The organism is Campylobacter vicugnae, assembly GCF_002139875.1.
Taxonomy (GTDB): Bacteria; Campylobacterota; Campylobacteria; order Campylobacterales; family Campylobacteraceae; genus Campylobacter; species Campylobacter vicugnae.
The window spans coordinates 1,317,993-1,342,664 of the sequence record NZ_CP018793.1 but is presented as its reverse complement, the minus strand read 5'-3'; the positions used below and the strand labels follow the sequence as shown (position 1 = coordinate 1,342,664).

29 protein-coding genes are annotated in these 24,672 nt (G+C 31.9%); 28 read left to right on the top strand and 1 reads right to left on the bottom strand.

Features of this window, described 5'->3' with window-relative positions; all coding sequences use genetic code 11:
- The first annotated feature begins 70 nt into the window (after positions 1–70).
- From CVIC12175_RS06975 to CVIC12175_RS06855, 25 genes are all read left to right on the top strand, one after another.
- Positions 71–1,090 (top strand): glycosyltransferase family 9 protein, encoded by a 1,020-nt coding sequence (locus CVIC12175_RS06975; protein ID WP_086315960.1) that lies wholly within the window; start codon positions 71–73, stop codon positions 1,088–1,090.
- A 115-nt stretch (positions 1,091–1,205) separates the two neighbouring features.
- A complete protein-coding gene (mqnP, locus tag CVIC12175_RS06970; protein WP_086302663.1) occupies positions 1,206–2,075 on the top strand; it encodes a menaquinone biosynthesis prenyltransferase MqnP in 870 nt (289 codons plus the stop codon).
- Complete coding sequence (locus tag CVIC12175_RS06965) at positions 2,069–2,575, top strand: hypothetical protein (RefSeq protein ID WP_086247399.1); 507 nt, start codon at positions 2,069–2,071, stop codon at positions 2,573–2,575. The genes mqnP and CVIC12175_RS06965 overlap by 7 nt, the downstream gene beginning before the upstream one ends.
- Positions 2,565–3,089, top strand: coding sequence for a DUF6115 domain-containing protein (locus CVIC12175_RS06960; RefSeq protein ID WP_086247398.1), 525 nt, complete (start codon positions 2,565–2,567; stop codon positions 3,087–3,089). The genes CVIC12175_RS06965 and CVIC12175_RS06960 overlap by 11 nt, the downstream gene beginning before the upstream one ends.
- Positions 3,089–4,060, top strand: a complete 972-nt coding sequence (gene moaA / locus CVIC12175_RS06955; RefSeq protein ID WP_086256549.1) for a GTP 3',8-cyclase MoaA — start codon at positions 3,089–3,091, stop codon at positions 4,058–4,060. The genes CVIC12175_RS06960 and moaA overlap by 1 nt, the downstream gene beginning before the upstream one ends.
- Positions 4,061–4,062: 2 nt before the next feature.
- Positions 4,063–4,788: a 7-carboxy-7-deazaguanine synthase QueE gene (locus tag CVIC12175_RS06950; RefSeq protein ID WP_086255929.1), complete on the top strand. Its 726-nt coding sequence runs from the start codon at positions 4,063–4,065 to the stop codon at positions 4,786–4,788.
- Positions 4,789–4,791: 3 nt separating this feature from the next.
- Positions 4,792–5,373: a 6-pyruvoyl trahydropterin synthase family protein gene (locus CVIC12175_RS06945; RefSeq protein WP_086255930.1), complete on the top strand. Its 582-nt coding sequence runs from the start codon at positions 4,792–4,794 to the stop codon at positions 5,371–5,373.
- The gene (locus CVIC12175_RS06940; protein WP_086254959.1) at positions 5,373–5,552 is read left to right on the top strand and encodes a hypothetical protein; all 180 of its coding nucleotides are present in this window, start codon (positions 5,373–5,375) and stop codon (positions 5,550–5,552) included. The genes CVIC12175_RS06945 and CVIC12175_RS06940 overlap by 1 nt, the downstream gene beginning before the upstream one ends.
- Positions 5,549–5,956 carry a hypothetical protein gene (locus CVIC12175_RS06935; protein WP_086256550.1) on the top strand — a complete coding sequence of 136 codons (408 nt, stop codon included), beginning with the start codon at positions 5,549–5,551 and terminating at the stop codon, positions 5,954–5,956. Before CVIC12175_RS06940 ends, CVIC12175_RS06935 begins: the two co-directional genes overlap by 4 nt.
- Entirely contained in the window at positions 5,953–6,609 is a 657-nt protein-coding gene (locus CVIC12175_RS06930) for a 16S rRNA (uracil(1498)-N(3))-methyltransferase (RefSeq protein ID WP_086256551.1), read from the top strand. Before CVIC12175_RS06935 ends, CVIC12175_RS06930 begins: the two co-directional genes overlap by 4 nt.
- A gap of 24 nt (positions 6,610–6,633) precedes the next feature.
- Positions 6,634–6,942, top strand: a complete 309-nt coding sequence (locus tag CVIC12175_RS06925; RefSeq protein WP_086256552.1) for a hypothetical protein — start codon at positions 6,634–6,636, stop codon at positions 6,940–6,942.
- The gene (gene polA, locus CVIC12175_RS06920; RefSeq protein ID WP_086256553.1) at positions 6,920–9,544 is read left to right on the top strand and encodes a DNA polymerase I; all 2,625 of its coding nucleotides are present in this window, start codon (positions 6,920–6,922) and stop codon (positions 9,542–9,544) included. The genes CVIC12175_RS06925 and polA overlap by 23 nt, the downstream gene beginning before the upstream one ends.
- Positions 9,545–9,613: 69 nt before the next feature.
- Positions 9,614–10,384 (top strand): flagellar motor stator protein MotA, encoded by a 771-nt coding sequence (gene motA, locus CVIC12175_RS06915; protein WP_086248945.1) that lies wholly within the window; start codon positions 9,614–9,616, stop codon positions 10,382–10,384.
- A gap of 8 nt (positions 10,385–10,392) precedes the next feature.
- Positions 10,393–11,109, top strand: coding sequence for a flagellar motor protein MotB (gene motB, locus CVIC12175_RS06910; protein ID WP_086248946.1), 717 nt, complete (start codon positions 10,393–10,395; stop codon positions 11,107–11,109).
- A gap of 82 nt (positions 11,110–11,191) precedes the next feature.
- Entirely contained in the window at positions 11,192–11,476 is a 285-nt protein-coding gene (locus CVIC12175_RS06905; RefSeq protein WP_086256554.1) for a DUF362 domain-containing protein, read from the top strand.
- Between the two features lie 92 nt (positions 11,477–11,568).
- Positions 11,569–11,982 carry a nucleoside-diphosphate kinase gene (gene ndk, locus CVIC12175_RS06900; RefSeq protein WP_086256555.1) on the top strand — a complete coding sequence of 138 codons (414 nt, stop codon included), beginning with the start codon at positions 11,569–11,571 and terminating at the stop codon, positions 11,980–11,982.
- Positions 11,983–11,991: 9 nt separating this feature from the next.
- Positions 11,992–12,357 carry a hypothetical protein gene (locus tag CVIC12175_RS06895; protein ID WP_086256556.1) on the top strand — a complete coding sequence of 122 codons (366 nt, stop codon included), beginning with the start codon at positions 11,992–11,994 and terminating at the stop codon, positions 12,355–12,357.
- Position 12,358: 1 nt separating this feature from the next.
- Positions 12,359–12,505 (top strand): 50S ribosomal protein L32, encoded by a 147-nt coding sequence (rpmF, locus tag CVIC12175_RS06890; protein ID WP_086225358.1) that lies wholly within the window; start codon positions 12,359–12,361, stop codon positions 12,503–12,505.
- A gap of 8 nt (positions 12,506–12,513) precedes the next feature.
- Entirely contained in the window at positions 12,514–13,506 is a 993-nt protein-coding gene (gene plsX / locus CVIC12175_RS06885; RefSeq protein ID WP_086247385.1) for a phosphate acyltransferase PlsX, read from the top strand.
- Entirely contained in the window at positions 13,503–14,489 is a 987-nt protein-coding gene (locus CVIC12175_RS06880; protein ID WP_086256557.1) for a beta-ketoacyl-ACP synthase III, read from the top strand. Before plsX ends, CVIC12175_RS06880 begins: the two co-directional genes overlap by 4 nt.
- A 4-nt stretch (positions 14,490–14,493) precedes the next feature.
- Positions 14,494–15,111, top strand: a complete 618-nt coding sequence (gene plsY, locus CVIC12175_RS06875; protein ID WP_086247383.1) for a glycerol-3-phosphate 1-O-acyltransferase PlsY — start codon at positions 14,494–14,496, stop codon at positions 15,109–15,111.
- Positions 15,108–15,425, top strand: coding sequence for a dihydroneopterin aldolase (locus CVIC12175_RS06870; protein ID WP_086256558.1), 318 nt, complete (start codon positions 15,108–15,110; stop codon positions 15,423–15,425). The genes plsY and CVIC12175_RS06870 overlap by 4 nt, the downstream gene beginning before the upstream one ends.
- Before the next feature lie 81 nt (positions 15,426–15,506).
- Complete coding sequence (gene hsrA, locus CVIC12175_RS06865; RefSeq protein WP_086247381.1) at positions 15,507–16,178, top strand: homeostatic response regulator transcription factor HsrA; 672 nt, start codon at positions 15,507–15,509, stop codon at positions 16,176–16,178.
- Between the two features lie 38 nt (positions 16,179–16,216).
- The gene (locus tag CVIC12175_RS06860) at positions 16,217–17,434 is read left to right on the top strand and encodes a sensor histidine kinase (RefSeq protein ID WP_180383947.1); all 1,218 of its coding nucleotides are present in this window, start codon (positions 16,217–16,219) and stop codon (positions 17,432–17,434) included.
- A 20-nt stretch (positions 17,435–17,454) separates the two neighbouring features.
- Positions 17,455–18,930, top strand: coding sequence for a Ppx/GppA phosphatase family protein (locus CVIC12175_RS06855; protein ID WP_086256559.1), 1,476 nt, complete (start codon positions 17,455–17,457; stop codon positions 18,928–18,930).
- A 27-nt stretch (positions 18,931–18,957) separates the two neighbouring features.
- Here the strand turns inward: CVIC12175_RS06855 and bamA are convergent, their stop codons facing one another.
- A complete protein-coding gene (gene bamA, locus CVIC12175_RS06850) occupies positions 18,958–21,228 on the bottom strand; it encodes an outer membrane protein assembly factor BamA (RefSeq protein WP_086256560.1) in 2,271 nt (756 codons plus the stop codon).
- A 124-nt stretch (positions 21,229–21,352) separates the two neighbouring features.
- Here bamA and CVIC12175_RS06845 point away from each other — a divergent pair, with 124 nt between their 5' ends.
- From CVIC12175_RS06845 to lpxC, 3 genes are all read left to right on the top strand, one after another.
- Positions 21,353–22,183, top strand: coding sequence for a prephenate dehydrogenase (locus tag CVIC12175_RS06845; protein WP_086247378.1), 831 nt, complete (start codon positions 21,353–21,355; stop codon positions 22,181–22,183).
- 65 nt (positions 22,184–22,248) lie between these two features.
- Positions 22,249–23,598, top strand: coding sequence for a peptidoglycan metallopeptidase Pgp6 (gene pgp6, locus CVIC12175_RS06840; protein ID WP_236861065.1), 1,350 nt, complete (start codon positions 22,249–22,251; stop codon positions 23,596–23,598).
- A 154-nt stretch (positions 23,599–23,752) separates the two neighbouring features.
- The gene (gene lpxC, locus CVIC12175_RS06835) at positions 23,753–24,637 is read left to right on the top strand and encodes a UDP-3-O-acyl-N-acetylglucosamine deacetylase (RefSeq protein WP_086247377.1); all 885 of its coding nucleotides are present in this window, start codon (positions 23,753–23,755) and stop codon (positions 24,635–24,637) included.
- Positions 24,638–24,672 lie beyond the last annotated feature (35 nt).

The window sequence follows — 24,672 nt, the reverse complement described above, 5'->3', positions numbered from 1 at the left end:
CACTATTTTATCAATCAAAATTTAGATAAATTTTGCTAAAATCAAAGAATAAAATCAAGGATAATTTTATATGGGTTTAAGTATTGGAGTATTTGGAAATATTGGTAAAATTGGCGATGAAATGGTGTGTTTGCCAGCATATTATGTTTTAAAATGTCTATATCCAAATTCTCATTTAACATTAATTTCAAATAGTAATAATGCTAAGAATTTATTTACAAATTTAGAATTTATAGATGATATTATCTCTTTTGATACCTATAAAGATAGCAGGGGGGGGTATAATAGAGAATTTGATATTCTTTTAGTGATTAATCATAATAGTATTAATACCTTAAAAATAGCAAAAACTATATTAGCTAAAAGGAGAATTGCTACTTTTTCTCAGACTTTAATGCTTAAAAACGGGATCTTTTTTGTATCTAAAATAGAGCGTTTTATAAATCCATACTGGCGTCAAAGTCATATGGAAATTCAAAGATATATTAATCTTGTAAGAGAAATAGATCATAAAATATTTGATAAAAATTATCACTTTATAGATTTTAATCAAATTAGACTAAAAACTTCTAAAATTCATAAAGATTACATTGATAAAGTGTTGCAAAATATTAAATATAAGAAGTATGATAAGATTATAGGTATTTGCCCGTTTTCGCAAACTTCAATGAGAAAAGATATGAATTTCAACTTAAACGAGTGGTTGAAAATAGTTAATATATTATCAAATAAATTTCAAAATTATCTTTTTTTGATATTGAGTTATCCTAAGGCTAACAATTTTGATTGCCAAAAAAATAATGTTTTTGTATTTAAAAATAATAATGACCTATTAAATCTTGTAGAGATTACTTCTAGGCTAGATTTATTGCTTAGTTCAGATACTGGTAATGTTCATATAGCTGATAATTTGAAAATACCAACTTTAGAAATAATTTCTAAGAAAACATATAATCAGTGGCGTGGCGGTTGGTATGGAGGATATTGCAAGGCTATACCTTTACCGTATAAATGGAATAAGAATAAGTATAAGGATAAATATTTGGATAAATTTATATCGGAGGCGATATTAATTTTAAATAAGCTATAAAATGGATTAATTTGTTATTTTACTAACCAAACGCTCTAAATATGCTTAAAATCACTATTTTATCAATCAAAATTTAGATAAATTTCGCTAAAATACTAGCCTTAAAAGGAAAGGTATGACAAAATTTATACAAATTTTAAAAGATATTAATGAATTAATTGTGTTTAAGCATTCAGTATTTGCTTTGCCATTTATATTTATAGCGATGATTGTGGCTTCTAAAATTATAAATGACTCAATTTGGTTTGGTTGGGAACTTTTGATTTTAGGCACTCTTTGTGCTGTAAGTGCTAGAAATTTTGCTATGGGAGCAAATCGATATTTAGATAGAGATATTGATAAGGATAATCCACGCTGTGCATCACGCCCAAGTGTAGATGGTAGAATTGGCAGAGGAAATTTGCTATTTTTTATCTGGATTAATGCTTTGATTTTTGTAATTGTAGCATATTTTATTAACTCTCTTGCTTTTTGGCTTAGCTTTCCTATTTTATTAATTCTTGGTGCGTATTCATATTTTAAAAGATTTTCTAGCTTAGCACATGTTGTGCTTGGGGTGTGTCTTGGACTTTCGCCAATTGCTGGAGCTATTGCAGTGCTTGCTTATATACCTTTGTGGTCTATATTACTATCTTGTGGAGTTATTTTTTGGGTAGCTGGGTTTGATATTTTATACTCACTTCAAGATATGGAATATGATAAAAAAATGGGTTTATTTAGTATTCCTAGTATATATGGTGCAAAGGCATCTATGTTTATTTGTGCTCTTTTTCATTTTCTTGCTGTGCTTTTTTGGTTGCTTTTTGCTATTAGTGCCAATCTTGGAGTAGCAGCATTTATTGGCGTGATAATAAGTGCTATTATTTTATATTTTGAACATAGAATTGTTAGACGTGATTTTAGCAAGATAGATAGGGCGTTTTTTACTCTTAATGGATATTTAGGAATTATATTTTTTGTTTTTGTGCTGGTGAGCTTATGGTAGATTTTAGGTTGATTTATGGAAGGGTTGAGATTGCTTTTGAGCCTGATGATGAGTATGTTTATGAGGTAGAATTTAATCAAAGTAGAAGCAATATAGATGAGTGGCTAAGCCATGAAAAGGTGCGTGGCGAGAGTGAAAATAGTGATCCGCTTACTCTAAAATTACTTGTAGAGCTATATAAAAAGGTAGATGAATTATCAAGTATTATTAAAAACCAACATACTCCACCAAAGCCGCTTAAATTTAATTTTACAACAAGCAAGATTGGATATGAGGGATTTGAGTTTGATAATGAGTGTTTAGAAGTTGGAGTTACTTATTATGCTAGGGTAAATTTACCACTGTTTATTAGGCGAGAAGTGTTGATGTATTTTAAAGCAGTTACACCAAAATGTGCTAAAATCCTAAAGATATCAAGAGGAAATGAGAGAGAATGGAACGCCTTTGTGGCTGAAAGTGAGAGATTAGAGATAAGAAAGGCAAAAAATAGTGAGCAATGAGTTATTACTTTATATCGCTTTTATACTGCTTTTGGGTGTTTTTGGAGCGATTTTATGGCTTAGAGATAAGCAAGTAAATGCAAAATTTTCTAAATTTGAATTAGCTATTGAAGGGTTGATAAAAGAGAATTATCAGCTTAAAAAGCAGATAAAAGAGATCCCTCAAACCCCGCCAATTGTACAAAATAATATAGATATAGATGAGATAAATAGCCAAATTGAATTAAAAATAGGCGAAGGATTGATCCAAAAAATATCTCCAATAATAGAAAATGTTCGCATAATAGAACAGGCTGTAAATGAGATTAAAGAGGAGCAGCAAGAAAGACTCTATAGCCTAGAAGAACGCACTAAGAGCATAGGTAAGATTACGCCGCCAAGCTTTGATGCAAATCATGAAAATAGAGTTGTAGAGATGTTTAGATCTGGAAAAAGCCCTGAGATGATTGCTAAAGATTTACAGCTTGGCGTAGGGCAAGTAACTATGATTTTGAAATTTAAAAAAGAGATATAATGTTAGTTGATAAATTTGGTAGAGTAATTGATTATTTACGCATTTCAGTTACAGAACTTTGCAATTTTAAATGTAGATATTGTATGCCTGAAGATAATAAATTTAACAATATTGGCAAAGATAATATATTAAGCTATGAAGAGATGTTTGAGTTTGTTAAGATATGCTTAGATAATGGAGTTAAGAAAGTTAGGCTTACTGGAGGTGAGCCGCTTGTAAGAAAAGATATAGATAAGTTTATCAAAATGATAAATGATTATAAGCCAGGGCTTGATTTGGCTATGACGACAAATGGGTATTATCTAAAGCAAAAAGCTAAATCGCTTAAAGAGGCTGGATTAAAAAGATTAAATATATCGCTTGATACTTTAGATTCTAAAAAGGCGAATTTTTTAGCTAGAAAAGATGTGCTTAGTTATGTTTTAGCTGGAATTGATGAGGCTGTAAGCGAGGGTTTTGGTATAAAGCTAAATAGCGTAGCGCTTCGTGGAGTAAATGATAATGAGCTTATAGAACTTTTAGAGTTTGCTAAAAGCAAAAATGCCCAAATTCGCTATATCGAATTTATGGAAAATACTCACGCAAGTAGTGATCTTAAAGGGCTTAAAAAGGATGATATTTTAGAGATATTATCAAAAAAATATAGCATAAAAGAGATTACAAAAAGCCCAAATAGCCCTTCAAGTCTATTTGAGACAGATGATGGATATAAATTTGGAATTATTGATCCGCATAAGCACGATTTTTGTGCTAGTTGTAACCGATTAAGGTTAAGTGCTGATGGACTTTTAATCCCGTGTTTATACTACGAAGATGGCAAAAGCATAAAAAAAGCTATGAGAGATGGCGATTACGCAAAGGCTAGAGAGATTTTAAAAGATGTTCTAGATGCTAAACCAGAGAAAAATAAATGGGAAAATGATGGTAAGGGCGAGATCTCAAGTAGAGCATTTTATCAAACTGGTGGTTAGTTATGGTTGAGGTTGTTGAGTATTTTAGCTCTATTCAAGGAGAGGGAAAATTTCAAGGTAAAAATGCCTTTTTTATCCGTTTTGCTGGATGTAATCTTAAATGTGTTGGGTTTGGTTGCTCTCTTCGCTCACCAAAAACTGGAGAGATGTTAATAGGGTGTGATACTATTAGAGCTGCTCAGTCATCGCACTTTAAATATGATAAATTTGATTCTCAACGCTTAAGCGGATTACTTCTTGGGTTAAAACATAAACCTTTAATTGTTTTAACTGGAGGCGAGCCGCTTATTCATCACGCTGATAGAGATCTGCTTAAGTTTCTTGAGTATGCTATTAGTGTAGGATTTAATATACAGTTTGAAACTAATGGAACAATTGATGTTGATTTTGCTAAATTCCCAATATATAAAAAATGCACTTTTGCTGTAAGTGTGAAATTAGCCCTAAGTGGTGAGCCAGCCCATAAAAGAATCAATAAAAAAGCTTTAAAATCACTATTTAACAATGCTAGTTGCTTTTATAAATTTGTAACTACAGGAGCAGAATTAGCTGAGATAAAAGATATTTTAGCTATTCAAAATGGCGAGGTTTGGTGTATGCCTTTAGCAAGAGACCAAAATGAGCTAGAATACAACGCTAAAAATGTAGTAAATTTATGTATAGAAAATGGATTTAATTATAGCGATAGATTGCATATTCGAATTTGGAATGATTTAGATGGAGTTTAATAGATGATAATTAGAAAAATTTATGATTTTGAAAATGCTCATATAGTTAGATTTTGTAGCTCTAAACGCTGCAAAGAGAGTATTCATGGTCATAGTTATAGATGTGAAGTATTATTAAAATCTGATTATCTTGATGCTGCTGGTATGGTATATGATTTTGGCCTTATGAAGCAACATATTAGGATGATTATTGATAGTTTTGATCATACTACTACGCTTTATGCAAAAGATAGCAATGAGTATAAAAATGATATGAAAAAGCACTCTAAACGCTGGATAGAGCTTCCATATAATCCAAGTGCTGAACATTTTAGCCGTATATTTTTTGTATTAATTGATAAGCTTCTTGGGCAGTGCGTTATGCAAAATGGTGAAAAAGGAGTAGAGTTATATAGCATTATTGTTCATGAAACAGCTACAGGATATGCGCAATGCTTTAAAGAAGATGCATATAGCCCTAAAATGGGGCTTATAAATTTAGATGAGATAATTTTTAGCGATGAGATTAAAGCTGAGTGGAGTGATTTTGATTTTTACGAAAAGCTCAAAAATGGCTTTAAATTTATAAATCCAAAGGAGTGTTGATGAGAAGATTAGCACTAGTATTTTTACTAATTTTTAGTTTTTATGGTTGTGATAAGAGTGAGCCAAAGATTGATAAAAATGATGGCATAGAGATTCCACCCCCAGGTGTCCCAATATCTAAAAGTGATGGCAATGCAAGCATAGATAGCGAATTTCCTCCAATACCGGTGGCAGAATGATAGAGACATATATGATGAGCGTAAGCTTGCACCTTGGATTTGTAAAGATACTTTTGGTTTTACTAGTGTTGCATTTAGGGCTTGTATTTATCGGGGATACGGCTAAGTTTGGCTATATTAAGCGTCTTATGTATTTTTTACCAACATATTATATTTTTATGGCATTTATATTTTTTACAGGGATATTAAATTTAGCTATTTTACACTTTGAGATGAGTTTTTCAATTTGGATAATGATAGTTTGCTGGGTAGCATTAATTCCTTTTGGAGCGATCGGTTTTAAAAGATTAAAAGCTGTTAGATTAAATAAGGAATTTGGTAAATTTAAGAAATTTATGGCTATAAAAATATTTTGTGAAATAGCTATTGTTGGATTTGGGACATTTATTGGAATTGTATTATGAAATTTATATATCATGCTGGTGCTGGAAGCGAGAATATAGATATTGATGGCGATAGCTTTAGCCATTTAAAAGCTCTTAGATTGACTCAAGGCAAAAGAGTAGATATAAGAAATTTAAAAGATGGATATAGCTATATTTATGAGATTATTAGTATGGATAGAAGGCGAGCTAGCTTGGAATTAGTGTTTAAATCATTAATCCCTTTTGTAGAGCATAAATTTGAGCTAGCATGGGCAGTAGTTGATCCTAGCGTAATAGAAAAGAGCTTGCCAAGTTTAAACGAGCTTGGTGTAGGGCGTTTAAATTTAGTATATTGTGAGTTTTCCCAGAGAAATATCAAGCTAAATTTAGATAGATTCGAGAGAATTTTAATTGGTAGTTCTCAGCAGTGTGGTAGAAATTCTATCATGGAGATTGCAGTGTTTAATAGCATTGATGAGCTTTTAGCTTATAAAAGTGATGTGGCGCTTATTGATTTTGGCGGGGCGAGTTTATCTGGATATGAGGGCAAAGAGATGCTTTTTATCGGGCCAGAGGGTGGATTTAGTCAAAATGAAAGAGATAAAATAGAGATTAAATTCGCTCTAAATTCTCCATATATACTTCGTTCAAATAGTGCCATTATCGGCGTTGTTAGTAAGATTTTGATATAGATTATGGAAGTTATAGTAATTTTAATGATATGTTTAGCGCGTGCAATTATATGTGCGTTACCTGGATTTATTCTTGGATTTTTTTATGATTTACAAGAGCGTAAAAAGTATATATTTTTAGCTTGTGCTTTTATGTTTAGTTTGTATTTGGCATTTACAAGGCCTGAAGGGATAGGTTTTTGGGGAATTTTAATTGGATTTATAGAGGATTTTGGCGGAATTTATATAGGGGCTTTTATCTTTATGGGACTTAGGAATATGGCTAAAAAATTCGGCCTTTGTAAGATTTGTGATAAATTTAGGAGAAAGCGTGAAAACTTTAACAATAATTGATACTTTTGGATTCTTTTTTCGTCTATATTATGCTATGAGTGGTTTGAAAAATAAAGATGGCAAACCAAGCGGAATGATTCATGGATTTGCTAATTTTATAGCAAATTTAAAGCAAGATTTTCATAGTGATTATATAGTTTTTGCCCTTGATAGCGGAGGTAAAACTTTTAGAAATGATATAGATCCAAATTATAAAGCTAATCGTTCTGAAGCACCAAAAGAGTTAAAAGAGCAACTCCCAATATGTATTGAGATGATTGAGAAGATGGGATTGTGTAGTTTAAGAGTTGAAGGATATGAAGCTGATGATATTATTGCAAGTTTTATAAAAAATAATCCACAAGATGATTTATTAATTAAGGTAGTTACTCATGATAAGGATCTATATCAGTTAATCAATGATAGAGTAAGTATTTATAGTCCAGCTAAAAAGGAGCTATATGATAAAGATGGCTGTTATGAAAAATATGGCATATATCCTGAGCAGGTTAGAGATTTTTTAGCATTAACTGGTGATAGTGCTGATAATATACCAGGAGTTAAAGGTATTGGAGATAAAGGAGCTAAAAAGCTCTTAGATGAGTTTGGAACTATTGAGAATTTGTATGAGAATTTAAATCAAGTACGCAACGAACGCACTAAAAATTTATTATTTGAGGGCAAAGAGAGTGCTTTTATCTCCAAAAAACTTGCTAGTTTATATGATGGAATTAAAACCCCAGATTTGCAAAATGCCAAATTTCCAAGCAGCAATCCACTCCTTAAAGTCCAAGATATACTCAAAGAGTACTCATTAAATCGTCTTTTAGCTACTCTTAGCAGTGAAGATATGCCAAAAGATTTAAGTTTTGAACCTGTGCTTATTACTGATGAGAGCGAATTAGAAAGAGTTTTAGAAGATATTAGCAGTGATACGCTTATTGCTTTTGATACTGAGACAACTAGCGTGGATGCTAAAGAGGCTAAGATTGTTGGATTTAGTTTTTGTTTTAATGAACAAAAGAGCTTTTATGTACCAATAAATCATAGCTATTTAGGTGTGCCAAATATGATAAGCCATAAGGCTGCAGCTTGGGCTATTAGGCGTATTTATTCAGCATTTGTAATTGGACAGAATTTAAAGTATGATTTTAAAATAGTATTAAATAATTTTGATATAAATCCACCAAAAAATTATGCCGATACGATGATAATGGCGTGGCTAGATAATCCTAGTGCTAGTGTCGGAATGGATGCTTTGGCTAAAAAACTATATGATTATGATACTATTAAATTTGAAAATATAGTAAAAAAAGGTGATACATTTGCTAATGTATCTTTAGAAAGTGCTACTAAATATGCTGCAGAAGATGCTTGGATAACGCTTAGATTTTATAAAACTTTTATTAAAAAACTTAGCGATGATATGCTAAAAATCGCTCGTGATGTGGAGTTTGGCTTTATCTTGACTTTGCTTAATATCGAAGATAATGGAATAGCTATAAATAAAGAAAAATTAGAGAATCTAATAAAACAAAATGAAACTACGCTTGAAGCTATAAAAAGTGAAATTTATGCGCTTTGTGGAATGAAATTTAATATAAATTCCACTAAACAGCTTGGAGAAGTGCTATTTGAAGAGTTAAAACTTCCAAGCAAAAAAAAGACTAAAACCGGCTATAGCACCGATGAGAGTGTGCTAAATGAGCTTATTGATCTCCATCCAAGTATCAATAAAATTTTAGAATATAGAGAGCTTTATAAACTCCAAAGCACATATTGCGAGCCGATCTTAAATTTGGCTTTAAAAGATAAAAATAGCAGAGTTTATACTAGTTTTATCCATACTGGTACAGCTACTGGCCGTCTTTCAAGCAAAAATCCAAATTTGCAAAATATCCCAGCTCGTGGAAATTATGCTAAGCTTTTTAGATCTATTTTTGAAGCAAAGAGTGGTTATAGTTTTTTAAGTTTAGATTATTCTCAAATTGAACTTAGGCTTTTAGCACATTTTAGCTGTGATAAAGCACTTGTCGAAGCTTTTAAAAATGGAAAAGATATCCATTCTGAGTCTGCAATTAATATATTTGGTGAGTTAAACGATCATAATCGTAGCATTGCAAAATCTATAAATTTTGGTTTAATTTATGGAATGGGTGTCAATAAATTAAGTAGTGATTTAGGAATTGATAAAAAATCAGCAAAAGAGTATATAGCTAAATATTTTGATGCATTTAGTAGTGTAAAAGATTATATACAAAGTATAAAAGATCAAGCCAAAAGTGATGGATTTGTTCAGACTTTACTTGGTAGAAGAAGATATTTTGACTTCTCTTCTGCTTCTGCTATGCAGCTTGCTATGTATGAAAGAGAAGCAGTAAATACCAAATTTCAAGGTAGTGCTGCTGATATTATCAAGCTTGCAATGTTAAAAATAGATAAGATTTTAAATGATGAAAAGATGTTATTGCAGATTCACGATGAGTTAATTTTTGAGGTTAATGATAAATATGTAGATGAGTTTGGAGCCAAAGTTGCACAGATTATGAGTAGTGTTGTAAATCTAAATGTGCCTTTGGTTGTAAATTATAAAGTAGCAAAAAACTGGGGCGAGCTTAAGTAATTTTATTAAATTCAGTTAAATTTTTGTTAATTTATGCGATAATTTGATAATTTTTAAAGTGGGGTTTTTATGGATCTTTCTACTATATTAGGAATGGTGTTTTCTATTACTAGTATCTCTGTTGGTGATATTTTAGAGGGTGGTAACCCTTTACATGTTTTGCACCTTAGCTCTGTTCTTATCGTTGTTCCTACAGCGATGTTCTCATCTATGACAGCAACAAATAAAAAATATATCAAAGCTGCGTTTCAAGAGTTAAAGCTTGTATTTAAGGGATCTGGCGTTGATATGGGTGCTAGAATTGCTGAGTTAGTGGAGTATAGCACACTAGCTAGAAAAAATGGAATTCTATCATTAGAACAAAAAGCCGTAGCTATAGAAGATGAGTTTTTAAAAACTGGACTTAGTATGTTAGTTGATGGTCAGCCAATTGATGAGGTTAAGCAGCATTTAGAACTCTCTATAGAGACGACTGAGGAGTATTATCACGAGTGCGCTCATTATTGGATTAGAACTGGTGAGAGCTGTCCTACATTTGGACTAGTTGGAGCAGTTATGGGGCTTATGCTTGCATTACAGCTACTTGATAATCCTGCTGCTATGGCCGCTGGTATCGCATCAGCATTTACAGCGACAGTTACTGGGATTATGGGTGCATATGCGATCTTTGCACCATGGGGTAATAAGATGCTAGGTAACTCAAAAGATATAATAAAAGAAAAAGTAATGATACTAGAGGCATTAGTAGGTATCGCCGAAGGTGCAAATCCAAGAAGTTTAGAAGCAAAATTATTTAACTTCTTAGATAAAAACGAACCACGAAATTCACAATTTAATTAAGGTGTAATATGGCAAAGAAAAAAAAGGCTCAAGAGTGTCCAGCAGGTGAGAAATGGGCTGTCCCATATGCGGATTTTCTTTCTTTGCTTTTGGCATTGTTTATTGCTCTATATGCAATCTCAGCGATAAATAAGGCTAAAGTTGAAGCACTTAAGACAGAATTTATAAAGATATTTGACTTTCCTGATACTAGATCTCTTAAAGATACTAGTAAGCCATCAAATAGCGATAAAGAGTTTGATAGTCCTAGTATCGCAGTGCAGATCCAAAATCAAACACCTACAAATGTAAATTTAAATAATGAAAGATATAAGGTTACTCTAGATCAGGCTGAAAATCAAGTAGCAATTGATCTGCCAGCAAGTATTAAATTTGACTATCAAAGCTCAAAAATTTATAATCCAGATGTGATAAACTTTATCAATATTGTAGCTATGATAATAAATAAAATTCCAGAATCAGTATCAGTAGATATTAGAGGTTATGCTGATGATTTTGGTGATTATGAGACTGATTATAGATTGGGAATTGAGCGAGCTTATAGTGTATTTACAATGTTGGCAAATAACGGCGTAGAAAGTAAAAGAATGAGAATTACATCTTTTGGTGATAGTGTAAATATTATTAACAGTGATTTAAAAATTGCCAAGATATATTTTAAGATTGATGTAAAAGATAAAGCGTTACAAAAATCTGTTTTAGATATACTTAGTGAGCTAAAATAAAAATCATTATCATTTTATATTAAGTTATATATAAGTTTAAATTTGATAACCTACGGGCTAAATTTAATTTAAGGAGTATAAAATGGCAGTAAAAATTACTGATATATGCATTAGTTGTGGTTCTTGTATTGATGAGTGTCCAGTAGGTGCAATTGTAGATGATGGCGATAACCCAACTGGTGAAGATACTTATTATGTTTATGCTGATAAATGTGTTGAATGCGTAGGCCATAATGATGAACCAGCCTGTGCTAACGCCTGTCCAACTGATGGCTGTATTGTGTGGAGTGATATAGTAGAAGGTCAGCCAAGCAGAGACGATATTGGTGCAAATTTAAGAGATGGTACAAACCCTGTAGTAGCTTAATTTAATTATAATTAAATAAATATTACTATTTTTTTAAGCTTAGTTTTGGTATAATCACGCTTTTATAAAAAACCTTATTATAGGAGATCGATATGGAACAAACGCTATCAATAATCAAACCTGACGCAACTAAAAAGGGCGTAATTGGCAAAATTATAGATAGATTCGAAAGCAACGGACTTAGAATCGCAGCAGCTAAAAAAGTACAATTAAGCGTAGAAGATGCTAAGAAATTTTATGAAGTACATGCTCAAAGACCATTTTATAATGATTTAGTTGAGTTTATGACTAGCGGACCAGTAGTAGTAATGGTTCTAGAAGGTAAAAACGCTGTACTTAAAAATAGAGAATTAATGGGTGCTACAAATCCTAAAGAGGCTGCACCTGGCACTATTAGAGCTGATTTTGCTGAGAGTATTGATGCAAATGCAGTTCACGGTAGCGATAGTCTAGAAAATGCTAAGATAGAAATTGCATTTTTCTTTGCTAGTAGAGAGATCTGCTAAGGTTAGATATTGAAAATTCGCTTTGATAGGCTAGGTGCCACACCTGTTAATTTTGAAAGTAGCATTAATGGTGTTAAATTTAGTGGTAGTATTAAAAAATCTACCCTAAATTTAGCCAAATGTAATGGGAATTTAACTGGCGAGTTAGAGCATATTTGCGATAGCTGTGGAGCTGATATAGTTTTGAGTTTAAATGAAGAGTTAAATCTAAATTTAAGCGATGGTGTTTATAAAGATAGCGATAATGAGCTAAGTAATACTATAGAGTTCTATGATGGCCAGATAGATACTGATGAGATTTTAATCAGTGAGTTAGAAGCCTTTAAAAGTGATTATTTTTATTGTAAAAAGTGTAAAATTTTAGAAGGAGAGTAAAATGGCAGTACCTAAGCGTAGAGTGAGTCATACAAGAGCTGCAAAACGCAGAACTCACTATAAAGTTACATTACCAATGCCGGTTAAAGATAAAGATGGTAGTTGGAAAATGCCTCACCGTGTAAATAGAACAACTGGCGAGTATTAATATATACAATGATTAAAATAGCAATTGACGCTATGGGCGGGGATTTTGGTGCTGAACCAATTGTAGCTGGAGTTATTGATGCTTTAAAGCAAAGAGAGTTTCAAGCCTATTTAATAGGTGATAATAATAAGCTAAAATCCCTTATTCCACAGGAGTATTCTAGATTTATTACTTTTGTTCAAGCAGATGAAGTGTTTGCTATGGATGAGAGTGCTACTGATGTGTTAAAACGCAAAGAGAGTACTATATATAAAGCTGTTGAACTAGTTCGTACTGCAGAGTGTAAAGCTGTAGTATCTGCTGGTCATAGTGGTGCTAGTATGAGTTTAGCAACTTTGCGTCTAGGAAGACTTAAAGGTATTAGCAGACCTGCAATTGCTACTTTAATGCCTACAACACAAAATAATAAAAAAACACTTGTTTTAGATGTTGGTGCAAATGTTGATTGCAAGGCAGAGAATTTATTTGAATTTGCTATTATGGGCTATGCTTATGCTAAAGAGATTATGAAAATTGATAATCCTAGATTGGGTTTGCTAAGCAATGGCGAAGAAGATTGTAAAGGTAATGAGATTACAAAAGATGCATTTGATATGCTTAAAAAACTCGATAGTTTCATCGGAAATGTAGAAGGCAATCAAATTTTTGATGGAAGTGTTGATGTTATCATTTGCGATGGATTCGTTGGTAATATTTTATTAAAAACCAGCGAAGGTGTAGCCGGTGCAATTACCAAAATTATTAAGCAAAGTGTTAAAAAATCACCACTTGCAATTTTAGGTGCCTTTTTTATGAAAGGGGTTTTTAAAGGGCTTAAAAATCAAATTGATTATGATGAATATGGTGGAGCGCCTTTGCTTGGAGTTAAAGAGTGCGTTATCATTAGTCATGGTAAATCTAGCCCAAAAGCTATTAAAAATGCAATTTTTCAAGCTCTTAAATTCTCAGAGTCAAACATAAATGAGGTGATTTCAAATGAGCTTACAAAGTATGATAAATGATTAAGGCATCGCTAATTTCTATTGGTGCATATGCTCCTAAAGATATTCTTACAAATTTTGATTTAGAAAAGATGGTTGATACTAGTGATGAGTGGATCACTAAGCGTACTGGTATCAAAGAGCGTCATATAGCCAAAGATGAATTTACAAGCGATCTTGGATATAAGGCTGCATTACAAGCTTTAGAGCGTTCAAATTTGGATAAAAGTCAGATCGATGCTGTAATATGTGCTACTATTACGCCTGATTATTTTTGTATGCCATCTACTGCATGTGTAATTGCTAATAAGCTTGGACTAAAAGATGTAACTGCATTTGATATTAGTGCTGCTTGTACTGGATTTATATATCTTTTAGAGCTTGCTAAATCTATGATAGAAAGTGGTGCTAAGAAAAATGTTTTAATTATTGGTGCTGAAAAGATTAGCACTATTACTGATTGGAGTGATCGTAGCATTTGTGTATTATTTGGAGATGGTGCTGGTGCAGCTGTAGTTAGTGCTTCTAGTGATAATCCTATAGTTGATATTCATACCTCAAGTGATGGTAGTAAAGCAGAGTTGTTAATAACTCCAGGATGTGCAATTGTAAATCCTGCAACTAGTCAAAATATTGATAATAAATTAAATTTTATGAAGATGTCAGGTAATGATGTTTTTAAAATTGCTGTAAATACATTAACTAAAGATGTAATTAATATTTTAGAAAAAAACCAAATTTCATCAGATAATATAGATCTTTTTATCCCGCATCAAGCAAATTTAAGAATTATAGAGGCCGTAAAACAAAGGTTAAATTTTAGTGATTCTCAATGTGTTGTAACTGTACAAAAATACGGCAATACTAGCTCGGCATCTATCCCTATGGCAATGAACGATGCTTATGAAAGCGGCAGACTTAAAAATGGTTCATTGGTATTGCTTGATGCTTTTGGTGGTGGATTTACTTGGGGTTCAGCTTTGCTATATTTTGGTGGGAAGTAATTGTATGAATGAGAATTTAGTAGCCTATTTAATAGCTTATTTAGTAGCAGCAATACCTTTTGGATTGCTTTTTGGATTGCTTTTTGGTGGAGTAAATATCAAAAAAAGTGGTAGCAAAAGTATAGGCGCTACTAATGTTTTAAGAGTGATTAAAGAGAGCAATCCAGCCTTAGCTAAAAAGCTTGCAATTTTAACCGTTGTGTTTGATGCTTTAAAAGGTGTAGTTCCTATTTTGGTTGGTAGATTTATATTCGATCTTGATATTTCTACGCTTTGGACAATGGGAGTTTTAGCTGTTGTAGGGCATTGTTTTTCACCATATTTGATGTTTGAAGGTGGTAAGGGAATTGCTACTGGAGCTGGTGTTTTGGCGTGTTTTTTACCATTTGAGTTGATTATTGCTGTTATTGTATGGTTTATTGCCGGTAAAGTGCTTAAGATTTCTAGTTTAGCTTCGCTTATAGCGCTTCTTGCTATGGTTATTTCATCATTTATATTGCACTATGATATGCCTGGTATTAATACTCATGCGCCAGTTCTTATTATTGCTTTTATTGTTGTATATAAGCATATGCCAAATATTAAACGGTTGCTTAGTGGGTCTGAGGGCAAGGTTATTTGATTAGCGTTTTTGTTGATGAACTTGAATTTGATACAATAATTGGCCTTTTAGATTTTGAAAGAGTTAAAACCCAAAAGATTAGAATCAGTATGGAATTTAAAGCTTATGAGTTTATAGATTATGCTGATGTTTGTAAAATTACCCAAGAAGAGTTTAATAAGCAAAAATTTTATAAAGTAGAAGATGCGCTTGAGTATTTTAGTGTTAAATTTAAAGAGCTATATCCTACTTTAGAGCAGTTTTATATGAAGATTTCAAAGATTAATATTATCCCAAATGCCAAAGTTGGCGCAAAAATCATAAAGAATTATTAAAAATTGTTTAAATTTTCTTGAATTTTGGCTTAAATTCTGCTATAATCTCGCATTAATTTTTTTATTTTTAAGGAAAAGCTAATGAGAATTTTGATAGTAGAGGATGAGACAACGCTAGGTAAAACTATAGCTGAAGGTCTGCAGGAGTTTGGTTATCAAACAGATAATTCAGAAAACTTTAATGATGCAGAATATTTCATTGGTATTCGTAATTATGATCTTGTACTTAGTGATCTTATGTTACCAGATGGCGATGGAATTGATCTAATTAATGTCATTAAACAAAAATCTCCACGCACATCTGTAGTGATTATTTCAGCAAAAGATGATAAAGAGAGTGAGATCAAAGCATTTAAAGCCGGTGCTGATGATTATATCAAAAAGCCTTTTGATTTTGATATTTTAGTAGCTAGACTTGAGGCTAGACTTCGTTTTGGTGGAACTAATGTAATTAAAATTGATGATTTAACAATTGACCCAGATGAAGAGAAGATTACATATCAAGGTATAGAGATTGAGTTAAAAGGAAAACCATTTGAGGTATTAACTCATTTAGCTCGCCATAGCGATCAAATAGTAAGCAAAGAGCAGCTTTTAGATGCGATATGGGAAGAACCAGAGCTAGTAACTCCAAATGTAATAGAGGTTGCTATCAATCAAATTCGACAAAAAATGGATAAGCCACTTAATATTTCAACAATAGAGACAGTAAGACGTCGTGGATATAGATTTTGCTTTCCCAAAAAAGCTTAAGGGCTAAATTTGCCCTGCAATTAGCATCTGCTTCTACGATGCTAATTGTTATATTTTCGGTGATGCTCTATCATTATATCAAGATTACAATATTTGAAAATATAGTTCAAAGTTTGACTATTGAGGCTAAAAATATCTCTGCAAAACCTGAGATTATAAGTCTAGAATATAAAGATAGTAAGAGTTTTGATCTGATTAAAATTGTGCCAAATGATGATAATTTAACTAGGGCGGAATTTGTCTCTACAAAAGATGATAACGCCACATATCTTACACTATATTATCCATATAAAAACGATCTTTTAGTTTTGACAAAAAATACTAGTGAGTATAGTTCAATTGTAGATCAAATTTTGGTTGATATTTTGATTATTAATGCTACGGCAATATTTTTGATTTTATTTTATGCTCTATTTTTATCTAGAATGCTACTTGCTCCACTTCGATCATTTTGTCTTAAGCTTGGGGAGCTAAATGAAAGATTTTTACAAGAAGTTGAGACAGATGAATTGCCAGTAGAATTTAAGCCTTTAGGTGATGGGGTAAATAGACTAATTGGTAGAATTTTGACATTTGTTCAGTATCAAAAAGAGCTTTTTATAGGGGCTGCTCATGAGCTAAAAACTCCACTTGCAGTGATGAAGACTAAAAATGAAGTTACCTTAATTAAAGAGCGAGATTCTCAAAAGTATATTGAAGCGCTAAAAAATAATAACGAAGCAATTAATCAAATGAATAAAATGATTAGTTCGATTTTGGAGATTGGCAGACAAGAGGGTGCACAATTTGAACAACCTGTAATGACTGATATTATCGCATATATTAATGAAATTGGTAATAATTTTTTAATACTTGCAAAGGGTGATGATAGAAATATTAAGATTAATCTAAGACCGCATAGCCTAAAGATTATGATTCAGCCAACTCTGTTTTTACATGTATTGCAAAACTTTGTACAAAATGCTATCAAATTTTCTCCAAAAAAAGCTACAATAGAGATTAATTCTACGCTTATAAATGGTGAATTTATAGTTCGCGTGATTGATGAAGGAATAGGAATTGATGAGAGCAAAGATCTATTTGCTCCATTTAAACGCTATGGCAATAGCAGTGGTGCTGGACTTGGATTGTTTTTAGCCAAAGGTGCAGCACAAGCTCTTGGTGGCAATATAGAGTTGCGTAATCGTACAGATAGAAGTGGTACAATAGCCACATTTATATTGCCAATTAGAAATAACAAATACAAAAAAAGATAAATTTATATAAAAGAGATTTGATGTCAAAAAGAGTTGCAGTCATTGATCTAGGATCAAATTCGGCTAGAATGGCGATATTTGAACGAACTAGTAGGTTTGGATTTTTCATACTTCGTGAATATAAAGTAAAAGTAAGATTGGGTGAGGGTGCATATGATAAAGGCGGATTCTTGCAAGATGAAGCTATGGATAATGTTTTATATGCATTTAGTGAATTTAAGTACTTTTTGAGTATTTATAAGGTTGGTAAAGTTTTATGTACTGGCACTTCAGCATTAAGAGATGCGCCAAATTCAAATCTATTTATAAATCGCGTAAAAAAAGAATTAGGATTAAATTTACGTGTTATAAGCGGTGATATGGAGGCCTTTTATGGCGGTATTGCAGCGCTAAATTTACTAAGTCCTCTTGATGAGGCTACTACTATTGATATTGGCGGAGGCTCTACTGAATTAGCAAAAATCAAAAATGGTAAAATAGTCGATATCATCTCGCTAAATATTGGCACTGTAAGGCTTAAGGAGCTATTTTTTGATAAAGGCGATATGGAAGGAGCATTGAAATTTACTCAAGATATTATCGCAAATATTCCATCGCACTTTATTAGCAAAGATATAATTGCAATAGGTGGTAGCTTAAGGGCGATATCTGGCGCTATTATGCAGTTGCAAAATCATCCAATTAGATTAGTTCATAATTTTACTTATAAATATAGTGATTATTCAAATTTAATTAATAAGATTGCTACTGATAAGGAATTTGATTTAAAAACTATATCTATTAAAAAGGATCGCTTCGATACCATTAAGCAAGGAGCTATGATCTTTTCTTTGGTTGTTAAAAAACTTGAGGCTAAGATGATCTATACTAGTGGTGTTGGAATTAGAGAAGGTGTATTTTTAACCAACCTTTTGCGTTCAAATTTAAAATCAAAAGAGCTAATTAAAATGCCTCAAGAGCATAAAATTTCTTTTCCTAAAGGTTTTAATCCAAGTCTTAGAAGCATTCAAGACAGATTTGCTAAGCGTGATAATAGCATAACTACAAAATATGTAAAGGCTCTATTTGAAATTTTGCACCCATTACATGAGATAAATGGCTATCTTGATGAGCTTATAATTGCATCAAAATTATATAATACCGGTCGAAGTATTGGATTTTATTCTGAAAATGCTCATAGTGGGTACTTGGTTAAAAATGCTCTAAATTACGGCTATACTCATCAACAAAAAGCGTTAATAGCAGCTATAATTGAGTATCAAGGTAAATCGATAAATAGCCTTGGTGAATTTGAAAATTTACTTCCAGATATTATGATAGTTAGATGGCTTAGTTTCTTGCTTGGTCTTGCTAGCGCACTAAGTCTTAGTCCAAATATTAGCTTTGAGTTTGCATCAAATACACTATATATAAAAGGTGTAAAGAATTTTTTTATGCTTAAAAATGAGATAAAAAAGTTGATAAAACCGGCAATTTTTGCTATATCATTTGAATAGATTGAATTTGGCCAAAGCCAAATTCAACTAAAATCTTCTACCAATTGTAAATTCAAAACTACTAGTATCATCGCCTGGTTTATCATCTAGAGCTTGAGCGTAGAATAGTTGAAGTGGGCCAATTGGTGTAATCCACTCAATACCGGCTCCAGCACTAGATCGCTTGATCTCATTGATATCGCTATGACCAATCATACCGTAATCATAAAATATCACGCCACGCATTTTAAGGCGATTTATAATAGGAAAGCTAAGCTCAAATGAATTATTAAAGCTAATCTTACCACCAGTTTCTATAATTTCACATCCATATATGGTGCCACCATTATTTGCTTTAGGGTTACAAATTTTCTTTTTAGGTGTAACAGATCTACTATCATAACCTCTAAGAGAGCTAATACCACCTAAAAATAGTTTTTCATTAATTGGTAATTTAGAACTATCATCGTTAAATATATATCCAAATCCAGATTTATATCTAAAAATAAGATCCATATCTATGTAATCTTGTAATCCTTGATAGATATTAAATGTAGTTCTGTTTTTTATAAATTCCATATCTCCACCAACACCTGCATACTCAAGACTCGTTGATGCGATAATTCCACTTCGTGGTACATAGTAATCATCTGTATTGTTAAATGATATGCTTGGGGTTATAGCGCTTTTGATATTTATACCATTTTGATAGCCTGCATCTCTATAAAATTCATCCAAGCCTTTGATTTGGCTACGCTCAATTTGATATGCTAAATAAGCATTAATATATCTACCAATTTGTCTGCCACCTATGATATTGGCGCCATAATTTTGCTCATCATACTCATCCCAGCTATAATCATTAGCAAATAATCCACCGCCAAGACTATAAGCTGAGTCATTTACTCTTGGGTTGGTTAAATTTATATTTCCGCTTAGAGTATCATCGCTTTTATCTATCATAATGCTACCTTTATAGCCACTACCAAAGATATTTGAATCACTCACTCCAGCGTTTAAGAGTAGCCCATCGCTACTTCCATAACCGATACCGCCAACTATACTGCCAGTTGCTGTTTCTTTAACTACTACTTCTAGATCAATTTGATCTTTACTTATACGCTTTTCTACTATTTGAACATCTTCAAAATAGCCACTTCTTTTTAGAGCATTTTTAGAATCTACTAGATCAATTTTGCTATATAAATTTCCTTCAGTCAAGTATAAATCGCGTCTTATGACTCTATCTGATGTGCGGTCATTTCCGCTGATTATTACATTTCTTATATATACTTTTTCTTCTGGAATTACCTCATAGATTATATCAGCTGTATAGTCACTATTTTTATTAGTGCGCGGATAGACTTTAGCATAGGCAAAGCCTTTATTTGCTACTAAATTCTCAAGTTTTTGAGCATCTAAATTCATCCAAGATGAATTTAAAGTATCTCCTTTTTGCAGCTTAAAATCATCGATAATTTCATCAGTATCAAGCTCTAAAAAATCAGGTGCATTAATAGAGATGTTGCCTGTTTTATAAATTTCACCTTCATTGATATAATAAGATAAATCTGCTTTATAATTATCAAAGTGTGCATTCAGGCTTGGTGCTGAAACGCTAGCATCTAAATAGCCTCTTCTTAAATACTCATCTTGAATTTTGCCACTATCTCCTGGAAGTTCATAAATTTTGGCTTTGCCATCATTTAATCCCCACATCCATCCCATAAATTCGCGACTTTTATTTGCTACTACTGGTTCAATATCTGAGTAATCTAATGCATCAGCACCTATTAAATTAACATTTTCAATAGTGATATTTTCACCTCTATTTACTGTTAGAGTTATATGAAGTGAGTTTTTATTCTCATTTATTGGTGCAATATCGGTAGTTACAACAGTATCAAAATAACCTCTAGCTTCATAGAATTGACGAATTCTAATTTTGGTATTATTTAGTGCAAACTCATCATACATTTGACCTTTTTTGATATCTATTATCTGCTCGATAGATTTTTGGTCATTTGTTACAACGCCATTGATATCGATTTTGGCAATTACTGGCTTTTCAACTAAATTTACTACTATATTGCCATTATTTTCTTCAATATAGATATTTTCAAAATATCCTTGTTTATATAAATTAATAATAGCCTTACTAGCAATCTCATCATTAAATTGCCCTCCAATTTTAAGTCCGCTAATCTCAGTTGCGCTCTCATCTGATAGATGTAAAAGGCCATTAAATGTTACGCTTTGAATCTCTATGGCATGTAGCCAAATAGCTGTAATAAAGCTTGAAAGTAGAGCTTTTTTCATATAAAATTACCTATGTATAAAATTGTAGTCAAATGGTATCATAAATTGATTAACATTTGAATTATTAAGTGCTATTTTTGGCTAATTTTGCTATAATTCGGGGCTAAAAATTTAAGGAAATATGATGCATGTAGGGATTATTGGGCTTGGATTAATTGGTGGTTCATTGGGTTTGGCTTTAAAAGATATGAAATTAATTGCTAAAGTAAGCGGATATGACTTAGACAAAAACAATGAAAGAGATGCTTTAAATTTGGGATTGATTGATGAGATAATTAGTTTTGATGAGATGAAAAAAAGCTGCGATATGATATTTTTGGCAATTCCAGTTGAGGCAATTATCAAAGTAATGCAAAATTTAACAGATATCCCAAGTAGCACTACAATTGTAGATCTAGGCTCAACAAAAGAGCAAATTCTTCGCTCTTGTCCTAATCAAATTCGTAATAATTTTGTTGCAGCTCATCCAATGGCTGGTACAGAAAACTCAGGACCAAAAGCTGCTTTTAAAACCTTATTAAATGGTGCTGTAGTTGTGGTTTGCGATGACAAAAATGCTGATGAATTTCATGTTAAAAGAGTAGTTGAGATATTAAGTCATGCTGGAATGAAGATAGTATTTATGGATTCAAAAAGCCACGATCATCATGTGGGTATCATTTCACATCTTCCGCATGTTATTAGCTACAGTTTGGTAAACTCAACTCTAAAAGAGGAAAATAAGCGAAATATTTTACTTCTAGCTGGTGGGAGTTTTAGCGGTATGGCAAGGATTGCAAAGTCTAATCCACAGATGTGGAGCGATATTTTTAAACAAAATAAAGATAATCTTTTAGAGGCAATTACTTCGTTTAAAAATGAGCTAGAAATTTGTGAAAATATGATAAGAGATGAAAAATGGGATGAGCTAAAAGATTGGATGCAAACTGCAAGAGGCTTAAGAGAGATACTTTAATAATACTATTTATTGAATTTATTTAGATACAATTTTACGATTTAATTTAGATTTAAGGATAAAATGTGAAGAGTGCGAAAAATAAAACTTTTATATTTGCTTTAATTTTGATCGGATTAATATTTGCTGCTATAGGCCTATTTAACTCCGGTTCTATGGATAATGAAGCTCCAACAATTTCTATAAATGATACAATTTATTGGAATCAAAAATCTCCAATAAACCTAAATATATCTGATAATGCAGCCTTGCAATCAATTAAAGTTGAATTAGTTGATGCTAATGCAACTCAGATAATTTTAAATGAAGAAATCAGTGAGCCAAAAAATAGTATAGATTTAAATTTACAACTGCCAAAAAGTTTAATTTTGGATAGAAATAGAGCTTATAAGCTCATAATTGAGGCTAAAGATTTTGGTTTTTTTGGTGGTAATACAGTAACTAAGAGTGTAAATTTAATTATCGATAGCAAAAAACCACAAATTCAAATTATCAATCAATCTTATAAAATAACTAAAGGTGGTTCAGCTGTTGTAGTTTTTAGAGCAACTGATGAAAATTTACAAAATTTATATATAGAAAGCGATGGCCATATTTTTAAACCAACTAAATTTGTAAAAGATGGCTACTGGGCGTCACTTTTGGCTTGGAATATACAAAATCCAAGCTTCAAGGCTAAAATCATAGCAATAGATAAGGCAGGAAATAGATCAATATCAAATATTGATTACTACTTACAAGATCGTAAATATAAAGAGTCAAGAATAGCATTAAGTGATAGATTTTTAGATGGCAAGATTGATGAATTAGCTAATCAATACGCACAAGATTATGCTCAATTAGATAGATTGGCTAAATTTAAATTTGTTAATGAGACCCTAAGAATATTAAATGAGGATATTATCCACAAAATTACCTCTGCTGTACCTGAAGAGATTATAGATAGATTTTATATCGAACCATTTTATCCACTTAAAAATGGTGCTGCAGTTGCTAGTTTTGGAGATCATAGATTTTATACTTATAATGGAGATGAGGTAAGTCAAAGCTGGCATATGGGGCTTGATCTTGCTAGCACTGCTATGGCTAGTATGGTTGCAAATAACGCTGCATTTGTTGCTTATAATGATTTAAATGGAATTTATGGAGAAAATATTATTCTTTATCATGGATTTGGACTTTATACTCTTTATGGTCATTGCAATGAAACCTCAGTAAAGGCTGGCGAGCATATTGGTAAAAATCATATTATAGGCAAAACCGGAACAACTGGTCTAGCGCTTGGAGATCATTTGCATTTTGGTGTTTTGGTTCAAGGTATTGAGGTTAGACCTGAAGAGTGGATGGATAAAAAGTGGATGAAAGATAATATATATGATGTTTTAGAGTCTGCAAAAAAGGCTATAAATAATTAAATTTGAGAATTTATAGGGTGGATAGAAAAATATTATCAATTTTAGTTTAGTATTTATTGCTTAAAATAGAAATTCTAATATAAATATTATTTTTAAATAGTTTTTATTAGTTTTTTGATATAATCAACCCGTAATATTGATAAGGATTATAAATTTGAAACAAAGAACTATAGGAAAAAGAGTAGAAGGAGTTGGAATAGGACTTCATAAAGGTGAGCCAATTAAGCTGATATTAGAACCTTTAGAAGCTAATAGCGGTGTGGTATTTTATAGAAGCGATAAAGCCACTAGCTTTAAAGCTGAACCAAGTAGTGTATTAAATACGCAAATGGCTACTGTAATTGGAAATGATAAAGCAACAGTATCAACTATAGAGCATCTAATGAGTGCTATAAATAGCTATGGAATTGATAATATTAGAATTATTTTAGATGCCAATGAAGTGCCTGTGATGGATGGAAGTGCTATTAGCTTTTGTATGATGCTTGATGAAGCTGGTGTAGTGGAGTTAGAAGCAGATAAGAAAGTAATAGTTGTAAAGCGTGAAGTAGAGGTAAGAGATGGTGATAAATATGTTAAACTCACTCCATCATCAAATCCAAAATTCAACTATACAATTAAATTTGAAAACCCAGTAATTGGCTTGCAAAGTTATACTTTTGAGTTTAGTAAAGAAAATTTTATAAATCAAATAGCAAGGGCTAGAACTTTTGGATTTTTAAAAGATGTCCAAAAGCTAAATTCAATGGGTTTAGCACTGGGTGGAAGCTTAGATAATGCTGTAGTAATTGATGGTGCTAAAATATTAAATCCTGAGGGATTAAGATTTGATGATGAGTTTGTTCGTCATAAAATTTTAGATGCAATTGGCGATATAAGCTTGCTTGGTGCGCCTATGATTGGAGATTATGAAGCATTTGCTGGTAGCCATGATCTTAATCACAAGCTAACTTTAGCACTTTTAAGCGATGAGAAGAATTATGAGATAGTAACTCTAAGTGAGGCAACTCAAAAAGAGTATGAAAAGGCGTTTGCATAAAAAAGGTTGATATATTAGTAATCTGTCTTAGCTCA

Bases quoted from the DNA above. Each gene is read 5' to 3' on its own strand.
- CVIC12175_RS06945 (WP_086255930.1), top strand. From the start codon at position 4,792: ATGATAATTAGAAAAATTTATGATTTTGAAAATGCTCATATAGTTAGA.
- CVIC12175_RS06935 (WP_086256550.1), top strand. From the start codon at position 5,549: ATGATAGAGACATATATGATGAGCGTAAGCTTGCACCTTGGATTTGTA.
- CVIC12175_RS06975 (WP_086315960.1), top strand. From the start codon at position 71: ATGGGTTTAAGTATTGGAGTATTTGGAAATATTGGTAAAATTGGCGAT.
- CVIC12175_RS06965 (WP_086247399.1), top strand. From the start codon at position 2,069: ATGGTAGATTTTAGGTTGATTTATGGAAGGGTTGAGATTGCTTTTGAG.
- CVIC12175_RS06930 (WP_086256551.1), top strand. From the start codon at position 5,953: ATGAAATTTATATATCATGCTGGTGCTGGAAGCGAGAATATAGATATT.
- CVIC12175_RS06905 (WP_086256554.1), top strand. From the start codon at position 11,192: ATGGCAGTAAAAATTACTGATATATGCATTAGTTGTGGTTCTTGTATT.
- mqnP (WP_086302663.1), top strand. From the start codon at position 1,206: ATGACAAAATTTATACAAATTTTAAAAGATATTAATGAATTAATTGTG.
- moaA (WP_086256549.1), top strand. From the start codon at position 3,089: ATGTTAGTTGATAAATTTGGTAGAGTAATTGATTATTTACGCATTTCA.
- plsY (WP_086247383.1), top strand. From the start codon at position 14,494: ATGAATGAGAATTTAGTAGCCTATTTAATAGCTTATTTAGTAGCAGCA.
- hsrA (WP_086247381.1), top strand. From the start codon at position 15,507: ATGAGAATTTTGATAGTAGAGGATGAGACAACGCTAGGTAAAACTATA.
- motB (WP_086248946.1), top strand. From the start codon at position 10,393: ATGGCAAAGAAAAAAAAGGCTCAAGAGTGTCCAGCAGGTGAGAAATGG.
- CVIC12175_RS06860 (WP_180383947.1), top strand. From the start codon at position 16,217: ATGCTAATTGTTATATTTTCGGTGATGCTCTATCATTATATCAAGATT.
- ndk (WP_086256555.1), top strand. From the start codon at position 11,569: ATGGAACAAACGCTATCAATAATCAAACCTGACGCAACTAAAAAGGGC.
- motA (WP_086248945.1), top strand. From the start codon at position 9,614: ATGGATCTTTCTACTATATTAGGAATGGTGTTTTCTATTACTAGTATC.
- plsX (WP_086247385.1), top strand. From the start codon at position 12,514: ATGATTAAAATAGCAATTGACGCTATGGGCGGGGATTTTGGTGCTGAA.
- CVIC12175_RS06940 (WP_086254959.1), top strand. From the start codon at position 5,373: ATGAGAAGATTAGCACTAGTATTTTTACTAATTTTTAGTTTTTATGGT.
- CVIC12175_RS06855 (WP_086256559.1), top strand. From the start codon at position 17,455: ATGTCAAAAAGAGTTGCAGTCATTGATCTAGGATCAAATTCGGCTAGA.
- CVIC12175_RS06950 (WP_086255929.1), top strand. From the start codon at position 4,063: ATGGTTGAGGTTGTTGAGTATTTTAGCTCTATTCAAGGAGAGGGAAAA.
- rpmF (WP_086225358.1), top strand. From the start codon at position 12,359: ATGGCAGTACCTAAGCGTAGAGTGAGTCATACAAGAGCTGCAAAACGC.
- CVIC12175_RS06880 (WP_086256557.1), top strand. From the start codon at position 13,503: ATGATTAAGGCATCGCTAATTTCTATTGGTGCATATGCTCCTAAAGAT.
- bamA (WP_086256560.1), bottom strand. From the start codon at position 21,228: ATGAAAAAAGCTCTACTTTCAAGCTTTATTACAGCTATTTGGCTACAT.
- CVIC12175_RS06845 (WP_086247378.1), top strand. From the start codon at position 21,353: ATGCATGTAGGGATTATTGGGCTTGGATTAATTGGTGGTTCATTGGGT.
- CVIC12175_RS06925 (WP_086256552.1), top strand. From the start codon at position 6,634: ATGATATGTTTAGCGCGTGCAATTATATGTGCGTTACCTGGATTTATT.